The sequence below is a fragment of the Promicromonospora sp. MS192 genome (assembly GCF_049532985.1).
Classification (GTDB): domain Bacteria; phylum Actinomycetota; class Actinomycetes; order Actinomycetales; family Cellulomonadaceae; genus Promicromonospora.
Genome location: NZ_CP186693.1, coordinates 4,870,690 through 4,893,129 on the forward strand (window position 1 = coordinate 4,870,690; position 22,440 = coordinate 4,893,129).

A 22,440-nucleotide genomic window follows, 5' to 3' on the forward strand; every position below is an offset into this window, starting at 1 on the left:
GCCACGTCGGCCGGGTGAACCGGTCGCGGTCAGGCGTCCGACCGCACGCCGAGCTCCGCCCGCACGAAGGCGACGACGCCGTCCGCCGCCGCCTCGATCTCGGCCAGGCACTCCTCGAAGTCGTCGGGACCGCCGTACCAGGGGTCGGCGATGTCCAGCCGGTTCTCCGGCAGCCCCGCGACGGCCGGGTCGAACGACCGGTACATGCGGACCACCGCGCCGTCCCCCCGTTCCAGGTCGCGCAGCACGCGCGCGTGCCGGGTGGTCATGGCGAGCACCAGGTCTCGCGAGCCGACGTCGGCCCGGGACACCTGCCGGGCACGATGGCCGTCGCCCGTCGGGTAGCCGTGCTCGGCCAGGACGGCGCGGGCCCGCGGGTCGACCGGGTTGCCGTGCTCCTCGTCGCTCACGCCCGAGGAGTCGACCTCGACGGCGTCGCCCAGGCCGGCGGCCTCGAAGCGGTCGCGGAGCACGATCTCGGCCATGGGGGAGCGGCAGATGTTGCCCGTGCAGACGGTCATCACGCGGTAGGCGGTCACCCAGGGATTCTCCCTGACGCGGGCCGTGCCGGTCACGGCGCGCCGGGCCGGTGGCGCGGAGGCACGGGAAAGCCCGCGGGGCGACATCTGTCAGCCGTGCTGGACGAGGGCACGGCACCCGCGGGCTCCGGTGGTCGCGAGAGTTTCGCCACCATGTCCCGTTGCGCCTGACCGATCAGGAAAGCCCCGTGCTGAGCCCCCGGACCGGTGTCGGCGCGAAACGCTTGCGCGTCACGCGACTAGCGCGCGACCACCTCATGGGTCCGATGTGAAATCACTGCTCGGATCACCTCCCTTCTCATGTGCCCACGAACCTACGCCCCGCGCGGGCGCTCGCACAGGTTTTTTCCTCGCGGCGAAATCGGTAGCCCCGAGCACCGGCCCCGGCGACGACTTTCGGCCGGCCGAACCGTCTGCCCTGCATGACGACCCTCACCGTCGACGCCTTCACGACGTCGGCCGACGGCACCCGGATCGCGTACGACCTGACCGGCCCCGTGCCCGGTGCGGCGCCCGCGGTCGTGGTGGTCGACGGCGTGCTCGCGCACCGCCTGCCCGTCACGCGCGCGGTGGCGGCCGAGCTCGAGGACAGGGTCACCACACTGCGGTACGACCGGAGGGGCCGGGGCGCGAGCGGGGACACGCCCCCGTACAGCGTGGACCGGGAGGTCGACGACATCGCCGCCCTGCTGGAGGTCACGGGCCCGGCGGCGCTCGTGGGCATCGCGTCGGGTGGGTTCCTCGCGCTGCGCGCCGCCGCCGACCTGGGCGCTGGCGTCACCGCGGTGCTCTGCCACGAACCCCCGTACGACGTCGCGAGCGGTGCGGCGCCCGTCGACCCGCGGATGATCGCCGGTGTCGAGGCCTGCGTCGAGGCGGGGGACCGCGGCAGCGCCGTCGAGCTGTTCCTCGACGTCGTGGGCATGCCCTGTCATCTCGTACCGCGCATGCGGGCCTCGGCGTCGTGGGCGGACCTGGAGGCGATCGCACCGACCATCGCCTATGACGGCCGGGTGCTCGCCGGCATCGCGCTCGGCCGCCGGGCGTTGATGTGCCGCTGGCGCGAGATCGGCCAGCCGGTTCTCGTGGTGGACGGCGCCGCGAGCGCCGCCGCGGTGACCACGGCGGCGGACTCGCTCGCGGGTGTGCTGCCGGCGGCACACCGGGTGGCGCTGCCGGGGCACGGCGCCGACGTGCCTCCGACGGCGCTGGCGGAGGCGGTGTCGAGCCTGCTCAGAAGGGCCGGCGTGCCGTGACCAGGATGCGCGGGGCCTCGTCGACGAGCGCGTTGCCGGTGGCGAGGTGCATGTGCAGCGCGCGCAGCCCCGCCTCGTGCCGGGCGACGGCCGCCGGGGTGAGCTCGGCGAGCCCGGGCACCTGCCACGCCGCGGTGCGCAGGTACCAGAGCACGGACGACAGGTCGGTGAACGTGCGCGTGCCCGCGTACTCCTGGGCGTCGACGATCTCCAGGCCGGAGGCGACGAGCCCGTCGGAGACGACGTCGACGGTGACGGCGTCCGGGTCCCAGCCCAGCGGCACGCCGAGGGCCTTGTTGAGGGCGATGCCGTCGCGCGTGTCCACCTGCTCGGTGAGGAAGGTCCCGCCCGGCTCCAGCACCCGGCCCACCTCGGCGGGGTCGATGGTGCTGAACCGGCTGAGGACCGCGCTGTACTGACCGTCGAAGAACGGCAGCAGCACGTCCCCCGTCCAGGAGGGCTCGGCCCGGCGCACGTCCACGCCGAGCGGCTCCAGGCGGCGCCGGGCCGTGAGGAAGGCGGGCCCGGACTCCGTGGCGGCCGAGCCCTTGGGCAGCGGGCCCAGGCCCGCGAAGAAGTCCCCGCTGCCCGTGCCGATGTCCAGCACGGCGCCCCGGGAGCGGAGCACGAGGTCGCGGGCGAGGGCGGGGTAGTCCCAGCCGGGGGTGTCGACCGTGAGCCGGTCGCCGACGGGGGTCTCGTCGAGACCGCCGGTGAACAGCGCCGCGGGGTTCGACGGGGTCGCGGGAGCGTTGCGCGCCCATTCGATGTGATCCTCGAACGGCGCGTCCGGCGCCGGAGCTGGGGCGATCGAGACGTCAAGCATGGGGGAGATTGTGGCGCAAACTCGGAGCAACGGGCTAACACTGGTGCAATCACGACCGGAGGAGTCGATGTGATGGCGGAACCGTTGCCCGGAACAGGGCTCTCACCTGCGAAGAGACCGGATTCTCTCCGGGTGGTCGGCCTGATGTCCGGCACGTCGCACGACGCCGTCGACGCCGCAGCGTGCGAGCTACGCCTCGACGACGGCACGCTGGTGCTGACGCCGCTCGGCCATCTCTCCGTGCCATATCCTCCGGCGCTCCGGTCCGAGCTCGTCGCGACGCTGCCTCCGGCGCCGACCACGCTCGAGGCGGTGTGCCGGCTCGACACCGGGATCGGGCAGGCGTTCGCGGACGTCGCGGTGCGTGCCGTGGCCGAGCTGTGCGGCGGGCGGGCCGACCTGGTGGTCTCGCACGGGCAGACCGTCTTCCACTGGGTGCAGGACGCCGCCGTGCGCGGCACGCTGCAGATCGGCGAGGCGGCCTGGATCGCCGAGGCGACAGGGCTGCCCGTCGTCTCCGGCTTGCGCACCCGCGACGTCGCCGCCGGCGGACAGGGCGCACCGCTGGTCGGCCTGTTCGACGCGCTGTGGCTCGCGGGGCGGCCCGGCTCGGCCGTGGCGCTCAACCTCGGCGGGATCGCGAACGTGACGGTACGGACGCCGGGCGGGGGAGCGCTCGCCTTCGACACCGGTCCCGCGTGCGCCCTGCTCGACGCCGCCACGCGGCACGTCACCGGCGGCCGGCTCGCCTTCGACGCCGACGGCGCGCTCGCCGCCCGCGGCCGCGTGCTCCCCGAGCTGCTGGCACGCCTGCTCGACGAGCCGTACTACGCGCGGGCGGCCCCGAAGTCGACCGGCAAGGAGCTCTTCCACCTCGACTACCTGCTCGATCATCTGGGGCCGACGCCGCCGTCGGCCGAGGACCTGCTCGCCACCCTCGTGGCGCTGACCGCCCGCACGGTCGCGGACGCGATCCGGGACGGTGCCACCGAGGTCGTCGCGTCGGGCGGCGGCACGCGGAACCCCGTGCTCATGGCGGCGCTGCGGGAGGAGCTGCCCGGGGTGGCGGTCCGGACCTCGGACGAGCTGGGTGTGCCGAGCCAGGCCAAGGAGGCGCTGGCGTTCGCGGTGCTGGGCTGGCACACGTGGCACGGACTGGCGGGGGTGCTGCCGGGGGCGACGGGGGCGCGGCAGGCGAGCGTGCTGGGGTCGGTGACGCCGGGGGCCGGCGGAGGGTTTCCACCCGGTGCGAGCAGTGGGGTGAGGCGGCCGGGACGACTGGAGGTCGCGCGTGGTGGCTGACCGGCACCCCGTCCACCGGGAAGGGGACAGCCGGGGAGAAGTACCCATGACGTCTTTGAAAAGGGCCCCGGACATGACGAAGGCCCCGACTCAAAGAGTCGGGGCCTTCGTCACAACGTGCGCGAGGGGGGAGTTGAACCCCCACGCCCTTTCGGGCACACGGACCTGAACCGTGCGCGTCTGCCTATTCCGCCACTCGCGCGCTGCTGGATGAACGCTAGCACGTCCCGGACCCCACCTCCGAATCCAAATCCGGTGAAGTGGTTCACGTCCCGCCGCAGGTCTAGTAGCGTGCGGATCCGCCCACGCCTCTCCTCATCGCGCCACCTGAGGGAAGATCGGAGAAGATCCGCAGGACATCCACAGTATTGGAGTCTGCGGGCAGCTACCGGTCTATACGATCTAGGTAGTCTGCCCGGCGCAGACCCTGGAAGGAGGTGGCATGGGCGCCCTGGACCGCTTCGAGAAGAGCGTGGAGCGCATGATGAACAACGCGTTCGCCAAGGTGGGACGTGGCGAGGTGAAGCCAGTCGAACTGGCGAGCAGGCTGCGACGCGAGCTGGACGACCGTGCCGCGGTCGTCGGACGTGACCGTACCGTCGCGCCGAACGAGTTCACCATCGAGCTCGCCCCAGACGACTTCGCCCAGATCGAGGCGTGGGGTGCACAGACCCTTGCCGACGAGCTCGCGTCCAACATCACGGCGTACGCCGCGACGCAGCACTACGCGTTCGTCGGCCCCGTGAGCGTCACGTTCGACGAGCAGTACGAGCTGGTGCCCGGCCGCTTCACCGTGCGGTCGCGCAGCGTGCAGGGGAGCGTCGCCCCGGCGACGTCCGGCGCGCCGACCGGACGGCACCCCCTGATCGACATCGACGGTCAGCGGTACCTGCTGACCGGGCCCGTCACCGTCATCGGCCGCGACGCCGAGGCGGACATCGTGGTGGACGACCCGGGTGTCTCCCGGCGCCACCTGGAGATCCGCGTGACACCCGACGGTGTCGTCGCGACCGACATGGGCTCCACCAACGGTCTGTACGTGGAGGGCCACCAGGTCCCGGCCGCGACCCTGCTCGACGGCAACACGATGACCATCGGCCGTACCCGCATCATGTTCTGGACCGGCAGTGCCTCCGGTGCGGACAACGAGGACTGGTGACTGACCCGACATGAGCGAGCTGACGTTCACCCTGCTCCGGCTGGGCTACCTGGTGCTGCTGTGGGTGTTCGTGCTCTCGGCCGTAGCCGTGCTGCGGCGCGACCTGGCCGGGCCACGTACCGCGAGCAGCAGGCGGCGCCGGCCCGAGCTCGCGGGCCCGGCCCCGTCGCCGGCCCCGGGTGGCGGGGCGCCCCGGGCCCCGCAGCGGGGTGGCCCGTCCCGGCTCGTCGTGGTGGCCGGCCCGCTCACGGGTACCACCATCCCGCTCACCTCGTCCGGCGTGCTGATCGGCCGGGCACCCAGCTGCACCCTCGTGCTGGACGACGACTACTCGTCGTCCCGTCACGCACGGATCTTCCCCCAGGGCGGACAGTGGTTCGTGGAGGACCTCGGCTCCACGAACGGCACCTACATCGGCGAGGAGCGGGTCCAGGGCATCGTCCCGCTCGCCCCGGGTGTGGGCGTACAGATCGGACAGTCCGTCGTCGAGCTCCAGGGATGACCACCACGTGACCGTGACCTTGCGGTATGCCGCGCGTTCCGACGTCGGCCTCGTCCGCTCCAACAACCAGGACTCCGCGTACGCGGGGCCCAACCTCCTCGTCGTGGCCGACGGCATGGGCGGGCACGCGGGCGGCGACGTCGCATCCGCGCTGACCATCGCGGCCCTCGTGGGCCTCGACCGGCCCGACCACAGCTCTGACCAGTCGATGTCCGAGCTGGAACGGACCATCGACCGCGCCCGGCAGGACCTCGTCGACGCCACCACGGCCGACCCGGACCTGGCCGGGATGGGCACCACCGTCACCGCGCTGCTGAAGTCCGGCAACACGCTCGCCATGGCCCACCTGGGCGACTCGCGCGCGTACCTGCTGCGGGACGGCGTCCTGGCGCAGGTCACGGTGGACCACACCTTCGTGCAGCACCTGGTCGACACCGGCCGCATCACGCCCGACGAGGCGGAGACCCACCCGCAGCGCAACGTCGTCATGCGCGTGCTGGGCGACTTCGACCTGGACCTCACGCCCGACCTGTCGATCCGTGAGGCCGTGCCCGGCGACCGCTGGATGCTCTGCTCCGACGGCCTGTCCGGGTTCGTGCCGGAGCACGAGATCGCCGAGGTCCTCGCCTCGGTCGCGTCCCCGCAGGACGCCGTCGAGCGGCTCGTCTCGATGTCCATGCGCGCGGGCAGCACCGACAACATCACCGTCGTCGTGGCGGACGTCCTCGACGAGGCCGCCGCAGCCGGCACCACCGCGACCGTCGTTCCCGAGATCGTCGGCTCGGCCGCGCTCGCCGGCGTGACCGCGGCCGGCGGCGACCAGCAGGCACCCACCAGCCTGCCCGGCCCTGGTCCCGGTTCCGGGATCGACGGCGACACCGTGACCGGGTTCGTCCGGGCGCCCGCGCCCGGGGGCGAGCAGGCTGCCGCGGCCCCCGCCGCCGTGAGCGTGCTGTCCGGGGCGGTGGCGCAGGACGGGCTCGCCGACACCCTCGAGCACGCCGTGATCGCGAGCGGCTCCGAGGAGGAGCAGTACCAGCCCGACATCCAGCCGGACGACGAGACGGACGACGAGACCGACGAGGAGTCCGCCACTCCGAAGAAGCGCGCCTGGCTGACCGTGGTCGGTGCGCTGCTGCTCGTCGTCGGGCTCGGCGTGGCCGGCTGGGCCGGTTACCGCTGGACCCAGACCCAGTACTACGTGGGCGAGTCGGACGGCCAGGTCGCGGTGTTCCGCGGCATCCCCGCCACGGCGGGACCCCTGAGCTTCTCGACGCCCGTCGAGCTCACCGGCACCCGGGTCGACGAGCTGCCCGACTTCGTCGCCGACCGGGTGCACGAGACCATCCGGGCCACCTCGCTGGAGGACGCCCGCGGGCGGGCGGACCGCCTCATCGCGGACGCCGCCGCGGAGACCGACCCCTCGCCGTCGCCCACGCCGTCGTCGACCCCGACACCGTCGTCCACGCCGACCCCGAGCGACGAACCGCGCAACGACACGTCGTCCCAGCCGGAGAGCACGGCTGAGAACACTGCTGAGAACACCGCGGACGACGCCGGCCAGGAGAAGAACGGATGACGGCGCTCCGGCCCGAGGAGGGTGCCCCAGCGCGCATCGCCGAGGCGATCCTGCTCGTCGTCGCGCTGGCGCTCGGCATGGGCGGCATGTGGATGGTCGGTTACTCGCTCGAGGACGGCCTGCCCGAGGGGTTCTGGACCTACACGATCGTGCTGGCCGCACTCGCCTTCACCGCGCACATCGTGCTGCGGCTGCGCGCGCCCTACGCCGATCAGGTGATCCTGCCCGCCGTGGTGCTGCTGAACAGCATCAGCATGGCGACCATCCTGCGTCAGGACCTCGTCGACATCGACGGCGCGAACGCGTCGCGCCACCTCATGTGGACCGCGCTCGGCATCGTGGTCGCCTGCGTCACCCTGTTCGTCATCCGCGACCACCGCAGTCTGCGCCGCCTGACCTACACGGCGATGATCGTCGGCATCGTGCTGGTGATCCTGCCGCTGATCCCCGGCCTCGGCCGAGAGGTCAACGGCGCGCGCATCTGGATCTACATCGGCAGCTTCTCGCTGCAGCCGGCCGAGTTCGCCAAGATCGCGTTCGCCGTGTTCTTCGCGGGCTACCTGGTCGCCAACCGCGACACCCTCGCCCTGGCCGGCAAGAAGTTCCTGGGCCTGCAGCTGCCGCGCCTGCGCGACCTGGGTCCGATCCTCATCGTCTGGGCCGTGTCGCTGGCCGTCCTCATCGGCGAGAAGGACCTGGGAACGTCGCTGCTGTTCTTCGGCCTGTTCGTCGGCATGCTCTACCTCGCCACCGACCGCGTGGGCTGGATCGCCATCGGCCTGCTCATGTTCGCGGTCGGCGCCGTGGTGGCCTGGTCGATCTTCAGCCACGTGCAGCTCCGCGTGAACATCTGGCTGGACGCGCTCAACCCCGAGCTGTCGGACGGTCCGTCCTACCAGCTCGTGCAGGGCCTGTTCGCGATGGCGTACGGCGGCATGTTCGGCGCCGGCTGGGGCGAGGGGTACCCGCAGTACGTGCCGTTCGCGTTCTCCGACTTCATCTACGCCGCCCTCGGCGAGGAGCTCGGCCTCACCGGCCTGCTCGCGATCCTGCTGGTCTACCTGGTGATCGTGCAGCGCGGCCTGCGCCACGCGGTCGGCGTGCGCGACGGCTTCGGCAAGCTGCTCGCCGGCGGGCTCGCGTTCGTGATGGCGCTGCAGCTCTTCGTCGTGGTGGGCGGCATCACCCGCATCATCCCGCTCACCGGCCTGACCCTGCCGTTCATGGCGCAGGGCGGATCGTCACTGCTCGCGAACTGGATCGTCATCGCCCTCATGCTCCGTATCTCCGACGCCGCACGGCGCCCGTCGGCGCTGCCCACCCGCGGTGCCCTCGCCGACCCGGCGCCCGCCGTCGTCGGCGGCGGTGCCATCGAGGTCGGGGGCGGCAGGCCGGTGCAGGCCGAGACCGAGGCGGGCGCCGGACACGGCGGCACGCCCGACGACGCGACCCAGATCGTCCGGGGGGTGGACCGGTGAACGCCACCCTCCGCCGGCTGTCGGGCGTCGTGATGGTCATGTTCCTGGCCCTCATGGTGTCGACCACCTGGATCCAGTTCGTGTCCGCGGAGTCGCTCAACAGCGACGGGCGCAACGTGCGCGGCATCTACAGCGCGCTCGCGCGGGACCGCGGGCCCATCGTCGTGAGCGACGGCAAGGCGATCGTCACGTCCGTGCCCGTCGACGACAACTACAAGTACCAGCGCACCTACTCGGAGGGCGACGGAGGCGCCGCCGCCGTGTACGCACCGGTGACCGGCTACTTCTCGGTCAACGGCACCGTCACCGGGATGGAGCGCTACGCCAACAGCTACCTCGCGGGCGAGGACGACTCCCTGTGGCTCGACCGCCTGCAGAACCTGATCACGGGCGAGGAGGCGCAGGGTTCCTCCGTCGAGCTGACGATCGACCCCGAGGTGCAGAAGGCGGCCTGGGACGCCCTCGGTGACCGCAACGGGGCCGCCGTCGCGCTCGACCCCAAGACCGGGGCGATCCTGGCGATGGTCTCCAAGCCGTCCTACGACCCCAACACGCTCGCGGTGCACGACGCGGGCGAGGCCACAGCGGCCTCGGAGGCGCTGATCAACGACAAGCCGGTGATCGGCAGCGTCGACGGCGAGGAGCGCCGCAGCGTCTACGGGCCGACCATCAACCGCACCATCAACGCCACGTTCCCGCCGGGGTCCACATTCAAGCTGCTGACCTCCGCCGCGGCGATCGAGTACGACGGCGTGACCCCGGACACCTCGATCCCGGCCCCCGACAGCTACACGCTCCCGGGGACGTCGACGCCGGTGCAGAACTTCGGCGGCGAGAGCTGCTCGAGCACCGGCGAGATGACGCTCAAGGCGGCCCTGGCCATGTCCTGCAACACCGCCTTCCTCGACCTGGCGAACCAGGTCGGCAAGGACGGGATGCAGCAGATGTTCCAGGACTTCGGCTTCACCGAGTCCCTGGAGATCCCGATGACGACGTCGGTCGGTGCCTACCCGGGCCTGATCGGCGGCGAGAACGACGACGACTCCGACGCGCGCATCGCGCTGTCCGGCATGGGGCAGGGCAGCGTGCGCATGACGCCGCTCCAGGTGGCCATGATCTCCGCGGCCATCGCGAACGACGGCGACCTCATGGAGCCCTACCTGATCCAGAGCGTCCGGGACAGCGACCTCGAGCTGGTCAGCCAGACGAAGCCGAGCCGCTACAAGAGCCCGTTCTCGTCGTCCACGGCCGAGGCACTCACCGACATGATGCTCGAGGTCGTCAACGGCGACACCGGCACCGGATCCGGCGCCCAGATCCCGGGCGTCCAGGTGGCCGGCAAGACCGGTACCGCCGAGGACGACCCGCGGTCGCCCACGCTGTGGTTCACCTCGTTCGCACCGGCCGACGACCCGCAGGTCGCGGTCGCCGTGGTCCTCGAGAACGAGGGCCAGTCCACGAACGAGACGACCGGTGGCGCGCTCGCCAGCCCGATCGCCGCGCAGATCATGCAGGCGGCGATCCAGCAATGAGACCGGTCGAGGGCCTGACGCTCGGCGGGCGCTACACGCTGGTGCGGCGCATCGCCATGGGCGGCATGGGCGAGGTCTGGGTCGCGCGCGACGAGAAGCTCGCGCGCGAGATCGCCGTGAAGGTGCTCCGCGAGGAGTACACGGGCAACGAGGACTTCCTCCGTCGCCTGCGCACGGAGGCCCGGAACTCGTCGGCCCTCGTCCACCCCAACATCGCGCAGATGTTCGACTACGGCGAGGAGCGCGGCGCCGGGTACCTGGTCATGGAGCTGGTCCTGGGCGAGCCTCTCGCCGACCTGCTCGAACGGGAGCCGGTGCTCCAGCCCGCCCGGCTGCTGCCGATCCTCGCCCAGACGGCCCGGGGCCTGCACGCCGCTCACCTCGCCGGCGTGGTGCACCGCGACGTGAAGCCGGGCAACATCCTGCTGGAGCACTCCGGCACCGTGAAGATCACGGACTTCGGCGTCTCGGTCGCGCAGAACCAGGTGCCCATGACGGCCACGGGCATGGTCATGGGCACCGCCCAGTACCTGTCGCCCGAGCAGGCGGTCGGGCAGTCGGCGACGGGTGCCTCCGACATCTACGCCCTCGGCGTGGTGGCCTACGAGGCCACGGCCGGACGCCGCCCCTTCACCGGCCGGACGCCGGTCGACATCGCGATCGCGCACGTCAACGCCCCGGTCCCGCTGCTGCCGACGTCGGTGCACCCCGGCCTGGCGGAGACGATCACCAAGATGCTGGAGAAGGACCCGGCACAGCGCATCTCGTCGGCCGACCAGCTCGCCCGCCACCTCGACATGCTTGCCGCAGAGATCGCGGAGGACCCGTTCGGCAGCTCGCGCTACGCCCGCCGGTCGCGCCGTGACGGTCAGCCCTCCGCCCAGCGCGCGGGCAACGGCCGCGCTGGTGCCCCGCAGCCCGGACCGTCGCACGCCCGGCGGCAGAGCCCGTTCGGCGCCGGACGGCACACCACGGTGGCCAACGCGCAGTCCGCGCCTCCCGCACCCCAACAGGGCACTCCGGCCGGCACCTACGGACCCGGTGCACCGGCAGCCGGTCCCGGCACCCCGGCGGGCGGCTACGGATCGGGGCAGCACGGATCCGGGGCCTACGGCACCGACTCCGCCGGATACGGCACGACCTCCGGCGCGTACGGGACGGATGCCTACGGGCGGCCGTACTCGCCGCCGCCCGGGACACCCGCGGGCAGCCCGGTCTCCGGACCGTTCGGCACGAACTCGGCCGGCTACGGCACCGACTCCGCGGGGTTCGGCACGGACTCCGCCGGGTACGGGTCGGACTCCGCGGGCTACGGCACGACGTCGGGCGCGTACGGGTCCGACGCCTACGGGCAGCCGCACGGCTCGGGGTACGCACCGCCGCCGTCGGCGGGCGGGGCCGGCAACGGCGCGCGGTCCTATCCGTCACGCCGCGACCTGCACTCGACACGCCAGGACGGACGGCGGGTCCCCCAGCAGGGGCGTTCGGGAGGGCACCCTGGGAAAGGGCGAAATCTGTCGTCCGACATCCAACGGTGGGTGGGCGGGCTCGAGGACCGGTTCGGGGTCCGCGTGTCCTGGCCGCTCGTCGCACTGGTCGCTCTGCTGCTCGTGGTCCTCATCATCACGCTGGTCACCGGGGGTGGCGACGACAGCGCTCTTCAGGAGCCGTGGGGTTCCTCCGAAATCAATGCCGAAACACTGAATTCCCCGGCAGCGGCCGCACTCGCCGCTTCTGGGATGATGCTCCTCAACGAGCCGTATGCCCCGGGGCAGACGGCCATGACATCAAAGGACGTATGAGTGGTGGACAACACGCCCCGCGTACTCGCCGGCCGCTACGAGGTCGGTGAGCTGGTCGGCCGCGGCGGTATGGCCGAGGTTCACATCGGCCACGACACCCGCCTCGGCCGCACGGTGGCGATCAAGGTGCTGCGCTCCGACCTCGCTCGTGACCCGTCCTTCCTGACCCGGTTCCGGCGCGAGGCGCAGTCCGCGGCCGCCCTGAACCACCCCGCGGTGGTCGCCGTGTACGACACGGGGGAGGACATCCACCAGAACGCCGCGGGCGAAGACGTGCACGTGCCCTTCATCGTGATGGAGTACGTGGAGGGTCACACCGTCCGCGACATCCTGACCGACGGCGCCGCGGTGCCGATCGAGGAGGCCGTCGAGATCACCGTCGGCGTGCTCAGCGCGCTGGAGTACTCGCACCACGCCGGCATCGTGCACCGCGACATCAAGCCCGCGAACGTGATGATCACGCCCACCGGCGCGGTCAAGGTGATGGACTTCGGCATCGCCCGCGCCATGGCCGACTCCGCTGCAACGATGACGCAGACGCACGCCGTCATCGGTACCGCCCAGTACCTGTCCCCGGAGCAGGCGCGCGGCGAGCAGGTGGACACCCGGTCCGACCTGTACTCCACCGGCTGCATGCTGTTCGAGCTGCTCACGGGCCGTCCGCCGTTCCAGGGCGACTCCCCGGTCGCCGTCGCCTACCAGCACGTGGGGCAGGAGCCGCAGCGGCCGTCCGAGGTGGCCACCGACGTGCCCGAGGTGCTGGACCGCATCACCCTCAAGGCCCTGACCAAGGACCGCGACCAGCGCTACAGCACGGCCGCCGAGTTCCGGCGCGACCTGGAGGCCGCGATGCGCGGCGGCCAGGTCACCGCGCCCATGGTCGGTGCCGGCGCCATGATGGGTGCCACCCAGGTGGCAGGCCCGCCCGCGTACGGCGCCACGCAGGTCATGACGCCGGGGCAGGGCAACTGGGGGCCGGCCACCGCGCAGCAGAGCCCCATCACGCCCGGCGGCGGCTACCCCGGGCCGACCCGCGCCAACCAGGAGCCGGAGAAGAAGAGCCGCGCTCTCATGTGGTGGCTGCTCGGCATCGCCCTGGCCGCGGTCGCGGCGATCGTGATCGCCATGATCGTGAACGGCGGCGGCAACGACGAGCCGACGACGACGCCCGTGCCCACCATTGCGGAGGGCATCTCCGCCGAGGAGGCGCGGGCGCAGATCGAGGCCGCCGGCCTGACGTTCGAGCAGGCCATCGACAAGGAGTCCGAGCTCAAGGAGGGTCAGACGACCGGGACGACCGACCCGGCCGCCGGCACGGAGGTGGAGCCGAGCTCGACCGTGACGGTGTACGTGGCCGGTGCGCCGGGCCAGGTCACCATCCCCGACCTGAGCGGCCAGAGCGAGGAGTCCGCGCGGGCCACGCTCGAGGGGCTCAACCTCACCGTGGGCGAGAGCCAGACGGAGAACAGCCCGACCGTGCAACAGGGCATGGTCACCAAGACCGAGCCCGGGAGCGGTCAGATCGTCCAGGAGGGCTCGGACGTCAGCCTCTACCTCGCGACCGGCAACACCACGCTCCCGAACGTCGCAGGACAGACGCGTGAAGCGGCCGAGGCGCAGCTCGCCAACCTCGGGCTCGGCACCATCCAGTGGGACACGGAGGAGAGCGACGAGGTCGCGGAGGGCTCGGTCGTCCGCACCGACCCCGAGCCCGGCGACGTTCCGCTGGGTCAGTCGGTCACCGTGTACGTCGCGACGGCGCCGGCCCCGCAGGAGGCCACCGTTCCCGTCGATCTCGTAGGCAAGTCGCTGGAGGATGCTCAGCTGGCCTGCACGGGTGTGCAGATCACCTGTGATCAGGTCGCCGAGGAGCCTTCCGCAATCTTCCCTGAGCCTGGCACGGTCATCCGATCGGATCCGGCGCCTGGGTCCACCGTCAATGTGGGCGACTACGTCAACCTCGTCGTCTCGTCCGGTCCGCCGGAGGACGGTGGCGAGGGAGAAGGCGGCGGGGACGGCGAGGAGATCCTGCCCTAGGTTGGGGCTTGACCGGCAGTCAATCCACTGAATACTTTCAGCAGCCCGAACTCGCTCGTCACGGCGCAGATCATGCAGTTTTCATCCTAGACATAGCGGTCTTAAGGGATAAAAATGGCACAGCCTGGCGATGGCTTTGCGCCGTCGCCGCCACGCCGAGATGAGGAGTAGTCGCATGATGGCCCGAAAGCATGCATGGACCACAGTGCTCGCCCTTGCGCTCACCCTGACTGGAGGTGTGACCGCAGCAGCCGCACCCGCGGACACACCTGACGTCACGATCATGTCACCGAGCTCTGGATGGGTCGATGGCAATGGAGGCACTGCGAACCAATGGGCCAACGAGGGGGTTCTGGGGCAGAACTACCACCGCAATTCGGGTGCCACCGGACTGTGGCAGGCCTTCCTCTACACGCAGGGCTATCTGGTCTCACTTTCCGACATCGACTGCCAGTTCGGGCCGAACACAGCGACCGCCACGGCGAACTTTCAGGCGGCCAACGGTCTCTCGGATGATGGAGTTGTTGGAGCCGCCACCTTCGGCCGAGCCGATGACTACCTGACCTTCGAAAGTACCGAAGGCGGGGGAACCTCCAAGTACTACCACGCAGGTTCGGGAGCCAGGAAGCTGTACTTCCCGGCGTCCGTCAGCGGATCAACGTGGCGTTTCGGCTTCAAGCAGCAGACGGGCAAGTACGGCGTTGCGTACCCGTCCTGGTACGGCTCAATCCCGACTGACTGCTAGTGATCTGAACGGAATGGCGTCGCAGGTCACGAGGTGACCAGCGGCGCCATTCCTTGTGCCCGCTCGACCGCACCCGCCAGGCCGCACATCTCCAGCCAGTTCGCGAGCAGCCGGTGACCACCCTCCGTGAGCACCGACTCCGGGTGGAACTGCACGCCGTGCAGCGGCAGCTCGCGGTGCTGCAACCCCATCACCACGCCCGACGCCGTCGCGCACGTCACCGTGAGCTCGGCCGGAACGCTCTCGGGCGTCACGGCCAGCGAGTGGTACCGCGTGGCGGTGAACGGCGTCGGCAGCCCGGCGAGCACGCCCTGGCCCTGGTGCTCGACGAGGCTGGTCTTGCCGTGCATGAGCTCCGGCGCATGGGTGACCGTGCCGCCGTACACCTCGGCGAGCGCCTGATGACCCAGGCAGACGCCGAGCATCGGGGTGCGCGACCGCGCGCAGGCCCGGATCACGTCCTCGGAGGCTCCGGCCTCCGCGGGGGTCCCCGGGCCGGGTGACACGAGCACGCCGTCGTAGGGTGCGGGGGAGCCGTCGCCGTCGTCGTACCAGTAGCGGCCGTCGGCGTCAGGGGCGGGCACGGCGTCGTTCCGGACCACCACGGTCCGGGCGCCGATCTGGTCGAGGTAGCCGACGATCGTGTAGACGAACGAGTCGTAGTTGTCGACGACGAGGATGCGCGTCATGCGGGCATGCTACGCGCCGACGGTCGTGTCGTTGAACGGCATGTACTCGCTGAGCCACGGGAAGAACTCCGTGAAGCACACCGCGACCACGCCGAACACCAGCACGAGGCACACCAGGAACTTGAACCATCCCGGGCCCGGGATGGCCCGCCACAGCAGCCCGTACATCAGCTCACCAGCTCCTTCGGCATGCCCTCGCCCACCGGGGCCCAGTAGTCGAGCTCGCCGTGCACGATGTACCGCTCGGTCGCGGAGAACATCGGGTGGCACGACGTGAGTGTGATGAACCGCTTGGTCAGCTCGGGCATCGGCTGGTCGGCCGTCACGCCGGGCACCGGGGCGATCACCTCGACGTTCTGCGGGTAGACGATCTTCGACTCGGTGACCTTGTAGACGTACCAGGTCTTCTCGGTGCGGACCACGACGGCGTCACCGGTCTTGAGGTCCGCGATCTTGTTGAACGGCTTGCCGTACGTGGTGCGGTGCGCGGCAACGGCGAAGTTGCCGAGGTCGCCCGGCATGGCCGTGCCGACGTAGTGCCCGATGCCGATGGTGTCGAGCACCGTCGCCTTCTCGGTGCCCTCTGCGACGGGCTTGACGTAGTCGTCGCCGAACCGCGGGATGTACATCTGCGCGAAGAGCGTGCCCTCGGCGGGCGGCTCCTTCATGACCGGGGGCGCGTCGCGCCGCTCGGTGACAGTTGCCGGCCCGGACGGGGCACTCTCCCAGTCCATCTGGGCGATGATCTCGTTCTGCGCCCGCGCGCCTTCGACATCGGTCCACCAGAGCTGCCAGACCACGAACAGTCCGAGCACCAGGCCGGCCGTCACGAGGAGCTCACCCAGCACACCGATCAGCCAGGCCACCGGCCGCATCTGGCCGGACGAGCCCTGGGGACGGCGCGCGTTGCGCGGACCCATCCCGGACGGGCCTCTCTGGTACGCGATCGGGAACACCTCCTGGGGCAGGGGTACGTTGTGACCGGCCTGCGCGTGGGTCATCCAAAGACCTCCGTACCCTCGGGAACCGTCGCATACTGCAGACCGCCGCCGTCGTACGCGGGGAGGTCCAGGTGATCGCTGTGCCGCACGTCCCAGCCCAGGTGCACCCACTGGACGTACTCCAGGTACGTCTGCACACCCTCGGACCGGTCGAGCGACGCCTCCATCTTCTCCGGGTCGCCGACGGCCGTCACCTCGTAGGGGGGTGAAAAGACCTTGCCGTGCAGCAGCAGGATGTTGCCCGAGCACCGGAACGCGGACGTCGACGTCACGCGCTCGCCCTGCAGGGTCATGGCCTCGGCGCCGCCGCTCCACAGCGCGTTGATCACGTGCTGGAGGTCCTGCTGGTGCACCACCAGGTCGTCGGGCTGCGGCTCCACGCCGCCGGGGCCCGCGCCCACCGCGGTCGACGGCGCGTCGTCGAGCGTGACCGTCAGACCCGGACCGCTCACCGGCTCCGACCCGGACACGACGCCCTCGCGCCGCACCAGCCCGGCGGGCGGCGTCGGCACCGTGGCTCCCGTCCGCGCGGTGAGCGCCTCGATCTCGCGGTCCAGCGCGCCAGACCGGTCGGTGAGCTCGGCGACGCGCGCCGTCTCGGCGTCCACCAGCTGTGCGAGGTCCTGTGGATCGCGGGTGTCCGCACCGCCGCCGTCGGCGAGCCGGGCACTTGCGCTGAACATGAGGCCGGCCAGTACGGCAACCCCGCCCACGCTGAGCCACGACCGCCAGCCCGCGCCGGCGGAGGCACGAAGGAAACCCCCCGCGGCCCGCGCTGACGGCGCGGGCGTCGGCTCAGCTCCGGTCACGCGCCCCTCCTGCAACGATCGTCAAACCCGCGGACACGTCTGGTCACGCTCAAGGCCTGTGGACCACTACGCTAGTCCACGAGAAAGCAGACGTCGGCCCGGCACACCCGGCGGGGCCATCACCCAGGACAGGAGCGCGTCTCGTGCCCGAGTCGAAGTCCCGCAACAAGAAGAAGGCCGCACCCAAGGCGGAGAAGTCCGAGGCCAAGGTCGCGCTGCCCGGTGAGGCCGTCAACCCGCGCTGGCTGGCCCCGGTCATGCTCGGCCTCATGATCCTCGGCCTGGCCTGGATCGTGACGTTCTACCTGACGAGCGCGGACCTCCGGCTGCCGATCCCGCAGATCGGGCAGTGGAACCTGGCGGTGGGCTTCGGCCTGATCATCGTCGGTTTCGGGCTCACGACCCGCTGGAAGTAGCGGCTCCGCGGCCGCGTCGAGGCGGCCGCGGAGCTGTATCCCCATTTATCCACAGCTGTGGGTAAAGCTGGGGAAAAGAGGACGGCGCTAGATCCCCAGCACGCCCAGTGAGGCGTAACGCCACGTCGCCAGCCCCGCCAGGAGCGCGAGCCCGCCCACCGCGACCAGCCATGCGACGGCGGCGCGACGCTCCTTCGGCGCGTACGCGTACGCCGTCGCGACGAGCGCTCCGGTGACGAGGCCACCCAGGTGCGCCTGCCACGAGATGTTCGGCACGAAGAAGCCGATCGCCCCGTTGATCGCCAGCAGCACGAGCACCTGACCCAGGCTGCGGCCCAGCCGGCGCAGCACCGGGAGCATCGCCCCGAACAGGCCGAACACCATGCCGGACGCACCCACGACGGGCGTCACCCACGCGCTGGACCCGAACGGATCACCGGCCAGGAGCAGCACGCCGACCGACCCACCGATGGCGGACAGCAGGCACAGCACCGTGAAGCGCAGCCGGCCGAGCAGCGGCTCGAGGAACTGACCGGTTATCCACAGGGCGTACATGTTGAACAGGATGTGCAGCGGCGACGTCGAGTGCAGGAACGAGGCCGTCAGGAAGCGGTACGGCTCGACGGCGCCACCCCACGGCCAGAACCACAGCAGGTGCGTCCACTCGCCGCCCGTCACGAGCTGCAGCAGCCAGCTCGCCACGCAGAGCCCGATGATGGTGAACGTCACGACCGGACGACCGCCCGCACCCGAGGTGGTCGCGGCACCACCGAACATCGTCCGCACACGAGGCGCGGTACGCCGCGACTCGCGGACGCAGTCGACGCACTGCACGCCGACGGCCGCCGGCCGCTGGCACTCCGGGCAGGCGGGCCGGCCGCAGCGCTGGCAGCGCACGTAGGCGACGCGGTCAGGATGGCGCGGGCAGACGGGAGCCGCGGCCTCGGCCGGCTCCTCGGCGGCCGGGTCGTTCATCGCGATACGTCCTCAGTCCCCTCGGTCCTCAGGTGGTCAGGTGCCCCGGGCCGTGCTGGTCCGGCGGAGCCGCGTGGGCTCCGCCGTCCACCCCCGTCGCTCAGGGCTCGATGGTGACCGACGTGATCGTGATGTCCTCGACGGGGCGGTCGCCAGGACGCGTCCGCGTCTTGCCGATCGTGTCGACGACCTCGCGCGACGCGTCGTCGGCCACCTTGCCGAAGATGGTGTGCTTGCCGTTCAGCCACGGCGTCTCGGCCGTGGTGAGGAAGAACTGCGAGCCGTTGGTGCCCTCGATCTCGCCGGTGACCGGGTTGCGGCGCTTGCCGGCGTTGGCCATCGCAAGGAGGTACTTCTCGGTGAACTGGAGCTCCGGGTGGATCTCGTCGTTGAACGTGTACCCAGGTCCGCCGGTTCCCGTCCCGAGCGGGCAGCCGCCCTGGATCATGAAGTCGTCGATGACGCGGTGGAAGATGAGGCCGTCGTAGAACGGGTCCTTGCGCTCCTCACCCGTCCGCGGGTCCGTCCAGGCCTTCTCGCCCGTCGCGAGGCCGACGAAGTTCTCGACGGTCTTGGGCGCGTGGTTCGGGAAGAGCTCGATGCGGATGTCACCGGAGGTGGTGTGCAGGATTGCGAACATGTATCAATCCTCCCACGGAGCGGCCCGCTGGTGCTGCATCCACGGCGCTCGCCCTCGCAAGGAGGCCGTGACGATGGCAGAGTGGCACCTTGAGGAGTATTTGAACAGTTCGGGGGAAGCTTCATGACCCGCAAGAAGGTGACCGACTACGTGGACACGAACAAGATCGACACCGAGAAGGTCAAGGAGAAGGCCGCGGAAGCCACCGCCCTGCTCTCCGACGTCAGCTCCAAGGCCGCCGTCCAGGCCGGCTCGTTCGCGGCACAGGCCAAGGACCGCGCCGTGCACGCCAAGGACTGGGCGCAGCCGCGGGTGAACGACTTCATCGCCTGGTTGACCCCGCGCGCCGAGAAGGCGTGGCAGGACAGCGTCCAGGCAGCCGCACCCCAGGTCGAGAAGGCCGCGAGCAAGGCGGCGCCGCTCATCGACTCGGCGCACGACAAGCTCGTGGACGACCTGCTGCCCAAGATGGTCGCCTCGTTCAACGCCGCGGCGTCCAGTGCCGCCGCGGCGCAGGGCAAGGCGTCGCTGGCCGAGACCGTGACCGAGGCGGCGGACAAGGCCGGGAGGAAGGGCTCGCGGAAGGGCTGGGTGATCGCGCTGGTCGCCGGTGGGGCAGCCGTCGCGGGGTACGTGTTCTGGAAGCGTGCTCAGCCGCAGACCGACCCGTGGGCCGAGCCGTGGGAGCAGGCGGCGGGAGCCGACTACTCCGACAGCACACGGACCTCCTCCGGGATCGGCGCGGCGGCGGGCTCCGCCGTCGCGAAGGGCCGGGAGGCCGGGGCCAAGGCGGCGCAGACGGCCAAGGACCTGGGGGCGCGTGCCTACTCGGCGGCGAGCCCTGCGTTCGAGGCCGCCAAGGAGAAGGCCGGGCCCGTGCTGGAGAAGGCGGCACCGGTGCTCGACGCGGCCAAGGAGAAGGCGGCACCCGTGGTCGACGCCGCCAAGGCGACCGCGCAGAAGGCGGGTGCCGCAGTGGCCGACGCCACGCAGAAGAGCGGCCGGCACGGCAGCGACACCGCCGCGGCTCCGCCGGAGACCACACCCGAGCCGACCGAGCCCGGGCTGCCCGCCGAGCCGGGCGCTCCCACGGAGCAGCCGCTCGTGGACGAGGTCCCTCCGGTCGAGACGCCGGCCGAGTCGGGGAACAGCAAGAAGGAGAGCTGACCCTCCTCGGGGGGACAGAGCAGGGCGCCTGCCCGGCCACGCATCTCGTGCGTGGCCGGGCAGGCGCCCTTGTGTCGCGCGGGGCGAGCTCCGCCCCAGGGATCACCCGCCGATGGGGGTGGCTGCCCCGGCGAAGGGGTCGAGCTGGATGAACGCTTCGGTCGGGTCGCCGTCGTGGACGAGCGACTCCTGGTTGACGACGTCGTCGAACGCGAAGGCGTAGGCCTTGCCGTCCGCCATCTGCTCGTGGATGTGCTTGGCGTAGTAGTTGGTCACCGAGTCCTGGTAGAAGCCGGCCGGATCCTGGGTGGGTTGCGTCGTGCTGTCGAGCAGCGAGGACCGGTTGAAGCCGGCGCACAGGGTGCGGGCGATGGCACCGATGTCGTCGTTCGGTGCCGCGAGGTCCCCGGCGCAGCCGAAGATTGACTCACCGGAGGGCTTCGGGAACGTGGTGATCACCGCGCCCGACGTGTCCGTGAAGGTCATCGTGTCGCCCGACACCGTGCCGAGGAACTTCTTCTCCGGCTGGTCGCCGTAGGGCACCACCGTCAGGGTCTCGCCCGAGTACTTGCTCCAGACACGGTCGACGTAGTCCGACAGGACGTTCGCGTCGATCTGGCCCGTGCCGACTCCGTGCCCGGGGGAGAGGACACGCAGGACCGAGCCGTCAGGTCCGGTCTGGGCGAGCCCGTCCCAGCCCTCCTGCTGGGAGAGCGCCGAGACGACGTTGTCCCACCCGTCCGGCTTGAGCATCCCCGTGTGCATGAGCTCTCCGCTCGAGGACCGCAGGCCCGTCTGGTACGGCGCGGAGAAGAAGTCGACCTGCGTGCTGTTGATCCACAGGCCGGAGTCGTTGAGCGTGTACTCGGTCCAGTTGAACAGCGTGTTGCGGTTGGGGTCGCTCGGGTTCTGCACGGCGGGCTGGACGAGCTGACCGTCGTTGACGATCTTGAAGTCCAGCTTGGTGCCGTACGAGAAGTAGACCCGGCCCGAGAGCTTGGGCATCTGGATCGTGATGTCCTGGCCGTCGGCCGGGCCCGCGATCGACGCGTCGGGCGCCGGCTCAGGGACGCTTCCGGCGTCCGGCCACGCGTGGAAGGTTCCGGCGGCGTCGGCGTAGCCGAGCTGGCCGCCCTGCTCCCCGAGAACGTAGACGAACACCTCGTCGCTGCGACCCGAGTCGTTCGTGATCGTCAGCGGGATGGTGTCAGGAACTGCGGTGGCGGACGGGGTGGCGACCACGGCGGCCGACAGGGCTGCGGTCAGTGCGGCGGCAGTGCCGATGAGTTTCCTGGTCAGGGTCACTCGGTCCTCCTCGAATTGCGAGGGGCCGGTCAGTTGGATGGTGCGTGCCCCTCGCGTTCGAGGTTATGGAAGGAGTCCTACCTTGTCAGTAGCCGACGCCCGATCGGGGGTGAAAAAGGCCCGGTTCAGGCAAACATAGGGGTATCCCACAGGTCCGGCCTACGTGTTCCTACGGATGAGGAGCCGACCCCGGAAACGACAGAAGCCCGGACGTATCCGGGCTTCTGTGGGTGTGGAGCCAGCGGGACTCGAACCCGCAACCCCCTGCTTGCAAAGCAGGTGCGCTACCAATTGCGCCATGGCCCCGCTGAGGGCACTCAGTCGATCGAGTCGGTGACCTCGGACCAGAGGTCGCGACCGGACGCGTCCTCGTTGAGCTTGCGCCAGAGGACATAACCGGCGCCAGCGGCGAGCAGCACGATCAGCAGCTTCTTCACGAGTTCCTCCTGAGGAGCCTCGGCGGGTCCGGGGAGTGGGGCTAGGAGGACTTGAACCTCCGACCTCTTCCTTATCAGGGAAGCGCTCTAACCGTCTGAGCTATAGCCCCGTGCGAGCGTTCGGCACGCTGTCGCGACACTGGAGATTACCCCAGGTCGGGACGATGTCCCAAACCGAAATGGTGGTCTGCAGTGTGACGTGCGTCGAGCCGTGCGCTGCGGCGCACAGGAACGCTCGGAGTCG

22 protein-coding genes and 3 tRNA genes are annotated in these 22,440 nt (G+C 70.8%); 12 read left to right on the forward strand and 13 right to left on the reverse strand.

The window, feature by feature from the left end:
- Window positions 1-29: 29 nt before the first annotated feature.
- Complete coding sequence (locus ACO229_RS21735; protein ID WP_423465330.1) at window positions 30-521, reverse strand: low molecular weight protein-tyrosine-phosphatase; 492 nt, start codon at window positions 519-521, stop codon at window positions 30-32.
- A 440-nt stretch (window positions 522-961) separates the two neighbouring features.
- Between ACO229_RS21735 and ACO229_RS21740 the strand changes: the two genes are divergently transcribed.
- On the forward strand, window positions 962-1,795 hold the full coding sequence (locus ACO229_RS21740; protein ID WP_423462772.1) for an alpha/beta fold hydrolase: 834 nt from the start codon (window positions 962-964) through the stop codon (window positions 1,793-1,795).
- Here ACO229_RS21740 and ACO229_RS21745 read toward each other — a convergent pair.
- The gene (locus ACO229_RS21745) at window positions 1,773-2,621 is read right to left on the reverse strand and encodes a class I SAM-dependent methyltransferase (protein WP_423462773.1); all 849 of its coding nucleotides are present in this window, start codon (window positions 2,619-2,621) and stop codon (window positions 1,773-1,775) included. The genes ACO229_RS21740 and ACO229_RS21745 overlap by 23 nt on opposite strands.
- Before the next feature lie 132 nt (window positions 2,622-2,753).
- Between ACO229_RS21745 and ACO229_RS21750 the strand changes: the two genes are divergently transcribed.
- Window positions 2,754-3,923: an anhydro-N-acetylmuramic acid kinase gene (locus tag ACO229_RS21750; protein WP_423462774.1), complete on the forward strand. Its 1,170-nt coding sequence runs from the start codon at window positions 2,754-2,756 to the stop codon at window positions 3,921-3,923.
- A gap of 118 nt (window positions 3,924-4,041) precedes the next feature.
- Here the strand turns inward: ACO229_RS21750 and ACO229_RS21755 are convergent.
- Window positions 4,042-4,125: transfer RNA gene (locus tag ACO229_RS21755), tRNA-Leu, on the reverse strand.
- A gap of 240 nt (window positions 4,126-4,365) precedes the next feature.
- On the opposite strand from ACO229_RS21755, the gene ACO229_RS21760 reads away from it, so the two are divergent.
- The 8 genes from ACO229_RS21760 (at window position 4,366) to ACO229_RS21795 (ending at window position 14,757) form a co-directional block, all read left to right on the forward strand.
- Complete coding sequence (locus ACO229_RS21760; RefSeq protein ID WP_020017306.1) at window positions 4,366-5,082, forward strand: FhaA domain-containing protein; 717 nt, start codon at window positions 4,366-4,368, stop codon at window positions 5,080-5,082.
- A gap of 10 nt (window positions 5,083-5,092) precedes the next feature.
- Window positions 5,093-5,584: an FHA domain-containing protein FhaB/FipA gene (locus ACO229_RS21765; RefSeq protein WP_397412228.1), complete on the forward strand. Its 492-nt coding sequence runs from the start codon at window positions 5,093-5,095 to the stop codon at window positions 5,582-5,584.
- A 7-nt stretch (window positions 5,585-5,591) separates the two neighbouring features.
- The gene (locus ACO229_RS21770; protein ID WP_397412226.1) at window positions 5,592-7,163 is read left to right on the forward strand and encodes a PP2C family protein-serine/threonine phosphatase; all 1,572 of its coding nucleotides are present in this window, start codon (window positions 5,592-5,594) and stop codon (window positions 7,161-7,163) included.
- Window positions 7,160-8,641, forward strand: coding sequence for an FtsW/RodA/SpoVE family cell cycle protein (locus tag ACO229_RS21775; protein WP_397412224.1), 1,482 nt, complete (start codon window positions 7,160-7,162; stop codon window positions 8,639-8,641). Before ACO229_RS21770 ends, ACO229_RS21775 begins: the two co-directional genes overlap by 4 nt.
- Entirely contained in the window at window positions 8,638-10,173 is a 1,536-nt protein-coding gene (locus ACO229_RS21780) for a peptidoglycan D,D-transpeptidase FtsI family protein (RefSeq protein ID WP_397412222.1), read from the forward strand. The genes ACO229_RS21775 and ACO229_RS21780 overlap by 4 nt, the downstream gene beginning before the upstream one ends.
- Entirely contained in the window at window positions 10,170-11,975 is a 1,806-nt protein-coding gene (locus ACO229_RS21785) for a protein kinase domain-containing protein (RefSeq protein ID WP_423462775.1), read from the forward strand. Before ACO229_RS21780 ends, ACO229_RS21785 begins: the two co-directional genes overlap by 4 nt.
- Entirely contained in the window at window positions 11,976-14,012 is a 2,037-nt protein-coding gene (pknB, locus tag ACO229_RS21790; protein WP_423462776.1) for a Stk1 family PASTA domain-containing Ser/Thr kinase, read from the forward strand.
- A gap of 175 nt (window positions 14,013-14,187) precedes the next feature.
- Window positions 14,188-14,757 (forward strand): peptidoglycan-binding protein, encoded by a 570-nt coding sequence (locus ACO229_RS21795; RefSeq protein WP_397412216.1) that lies wholly within the window; start codon window positions 14,188-14,190, stop codon window positions 14,755-14,757.
- Between the two features lie 26 nt (window positions 14,758-14,783).
- Here ACO229_RS21795 and ACO229_RS21800 read toward each other — a convergent pair whose 3' ends face one another.
- The 4 genes from ACO229_RS21800 to ACO229_RS21815 are packed head-to-tail and all read right to left on the reverse strand — an operon-like array spanning window position 14,784 to window position 17,256.
- A complete protein-coding gene (locus ACO229_RS21800) occupies window positions 14,784-15,446 on the reverse strand; it encodes an aminodeoxychorismate/anthranilate synthase component II (protein ID WP_423462777.1) in 663 nt (220 codons plus the stop codon).
- Window positions 15,447-15,455: 9 nt separating this feature from the next.
- Window positions 15,456-15,614, reverse strand: coding sequence for a hypothetical protein (locus ACO229_RS21805; RefSeq protein WP_397412212.1), 159 nt, complete (start codon window positions 15,612-15,614; stop codon window positions 15,456-15,458).
- Window positions 15,614-16,447 carry a class E sortase gene (locus tag ACO229_RS21810; RefSeq protein WP_397412211.1) on the reverse strand — a complete coding sequence of 278 codons (834 nt, stop codon included), beginning with the start codon at window positions 16,445-16,447 and terminating at the stop codon, window positions 15,614-15,616. The genes ACO229_RS21805 and ACO229_RS21810 overlap by 1 nt, the downstream gene beginning before the upstream one ends.
- Window positions 16,444-17,256: a DUF881 domain-containing protein gene (locus ACO229_RS21815; RefSeq protein WP_423462778.1), complete on the reverse strand. Its 813-nt coding sequence runs from the start codon at window positions 17,254-17,256 to the stop codon at window positions 16,444-16,446. The genes ACO229_RS21810 and ACO229_RS21815 overlap by 4 nt, the downstream gene beginning before the upstream one ends.
- Window positions 17,257-17,399: 143 nt before the next feature.
- Here ACO229_RS21815 and ACO229_RS21820 point away from each other — a divergent pair, with 143 nt between their 5' ends.
- Entirely contained in the window at window positions 17,400-17,672 is a 273-nt protein-coding gene (locus ACO229_RS21820) for a cell division protein CrgA (protein WP_397412207.1), read from the forward strand.
- Window positions 17,673-17,759: 87 nt separating this feature from the next.
- Here the strand turns inward: ACO229_RS21820 and ACO229_RS21825 are convergent, their stop codons facing one another.
- Together ACO229_RS21825 and ACO229_RS21830 are read right to left on the reverse strand one after the other, a co-directional pair.
- Complete coding sequence (locus ACO229_RS21825) at window positions 17,760-18,647, reverse strand: rhomboid family intramembrane serine protease (protein WP_423462779.1); 888 nt, start codon at window positions 18,645-18,647, stop codon at window positions 17,760-17,762.
- A gap of 100 nt (window positions 18,648-18,747) precedes the next feature.
- Window positions 18,748-19,287, reverse strand: coding sequence for a peptidylprolyl isomerase (locus ACO229_RS21830; protein WP_253836220.1), 540 nt, complete (start codon window positions 19,285-19,287; stop codon window positions 18,748-18,750).
- Window positions 19,288-19,410: 123 nt separating this feature from the next.
- Between ACO229_RS21830 and ACO229_RS21835 the strand changes: the two genes are divergently transcribed.
- Window positions 19,411-20,454 carry a hypothetical protein gene (locus ACO229_RS21835; RefSeq protein ID WP_397429254.1) on the forward strand — a complete coding sequence of 348 codons (1,044 nt, stop codon included), beginning with the start codon at window positions 19,411-19,413 and terminating at the stop codon, window positions 20,452-20,454.
- Between the two features lie 102 nt (window positions 20,455-20,556).
- Here ACO229_RS21835 and ACO229_RS21840 read toward each other — a convergent pair whose 3' ends face one another.
- From ACO229_RS21840 to ACO229_RS21855, 4 genes are all read right to left on the reverse strand, one after another.
- Window positions 20,557-21,759 (reverse strand): beta-1,3-glucanase family protein, encoded by a 1,203-nt coding sequence (locus ACO229_RS21840; protein WP_423462780.1) that lies wholly within the window; start codon window positions 21,757-21,759, stop codon window positions 20,557-20,559.
- A gap of 233 nt (window positions 21,760-21,992) precedes the next feature.
- Window positions 21,993-22,065, reverse strand: a tRNA-Ala gene (locus tag ACO229_RS21845).
- Between the two features lie 11 nt (window positions 22,066-22,076).
- Complete coding sequence (locus ACO229_RS21850; RefSeq protein ID WP_253836205.1) at window positions 22,077-22,196, reverse strand: DLW-39 family protein; 120 nt, start codon at window positions 22,194-22,196, stop codon at window positions 22,077-22,079.
- A gap of 36 nt (window positions 22,197-22,232) precedes the next feature.
- Window positions 22,233-22,306 (reverse strand) — tRNA-Ile (locus tag ACO229_RS21855).
- Window positions 22,307-22,440 lie beyond the last annotated feature (134 nt).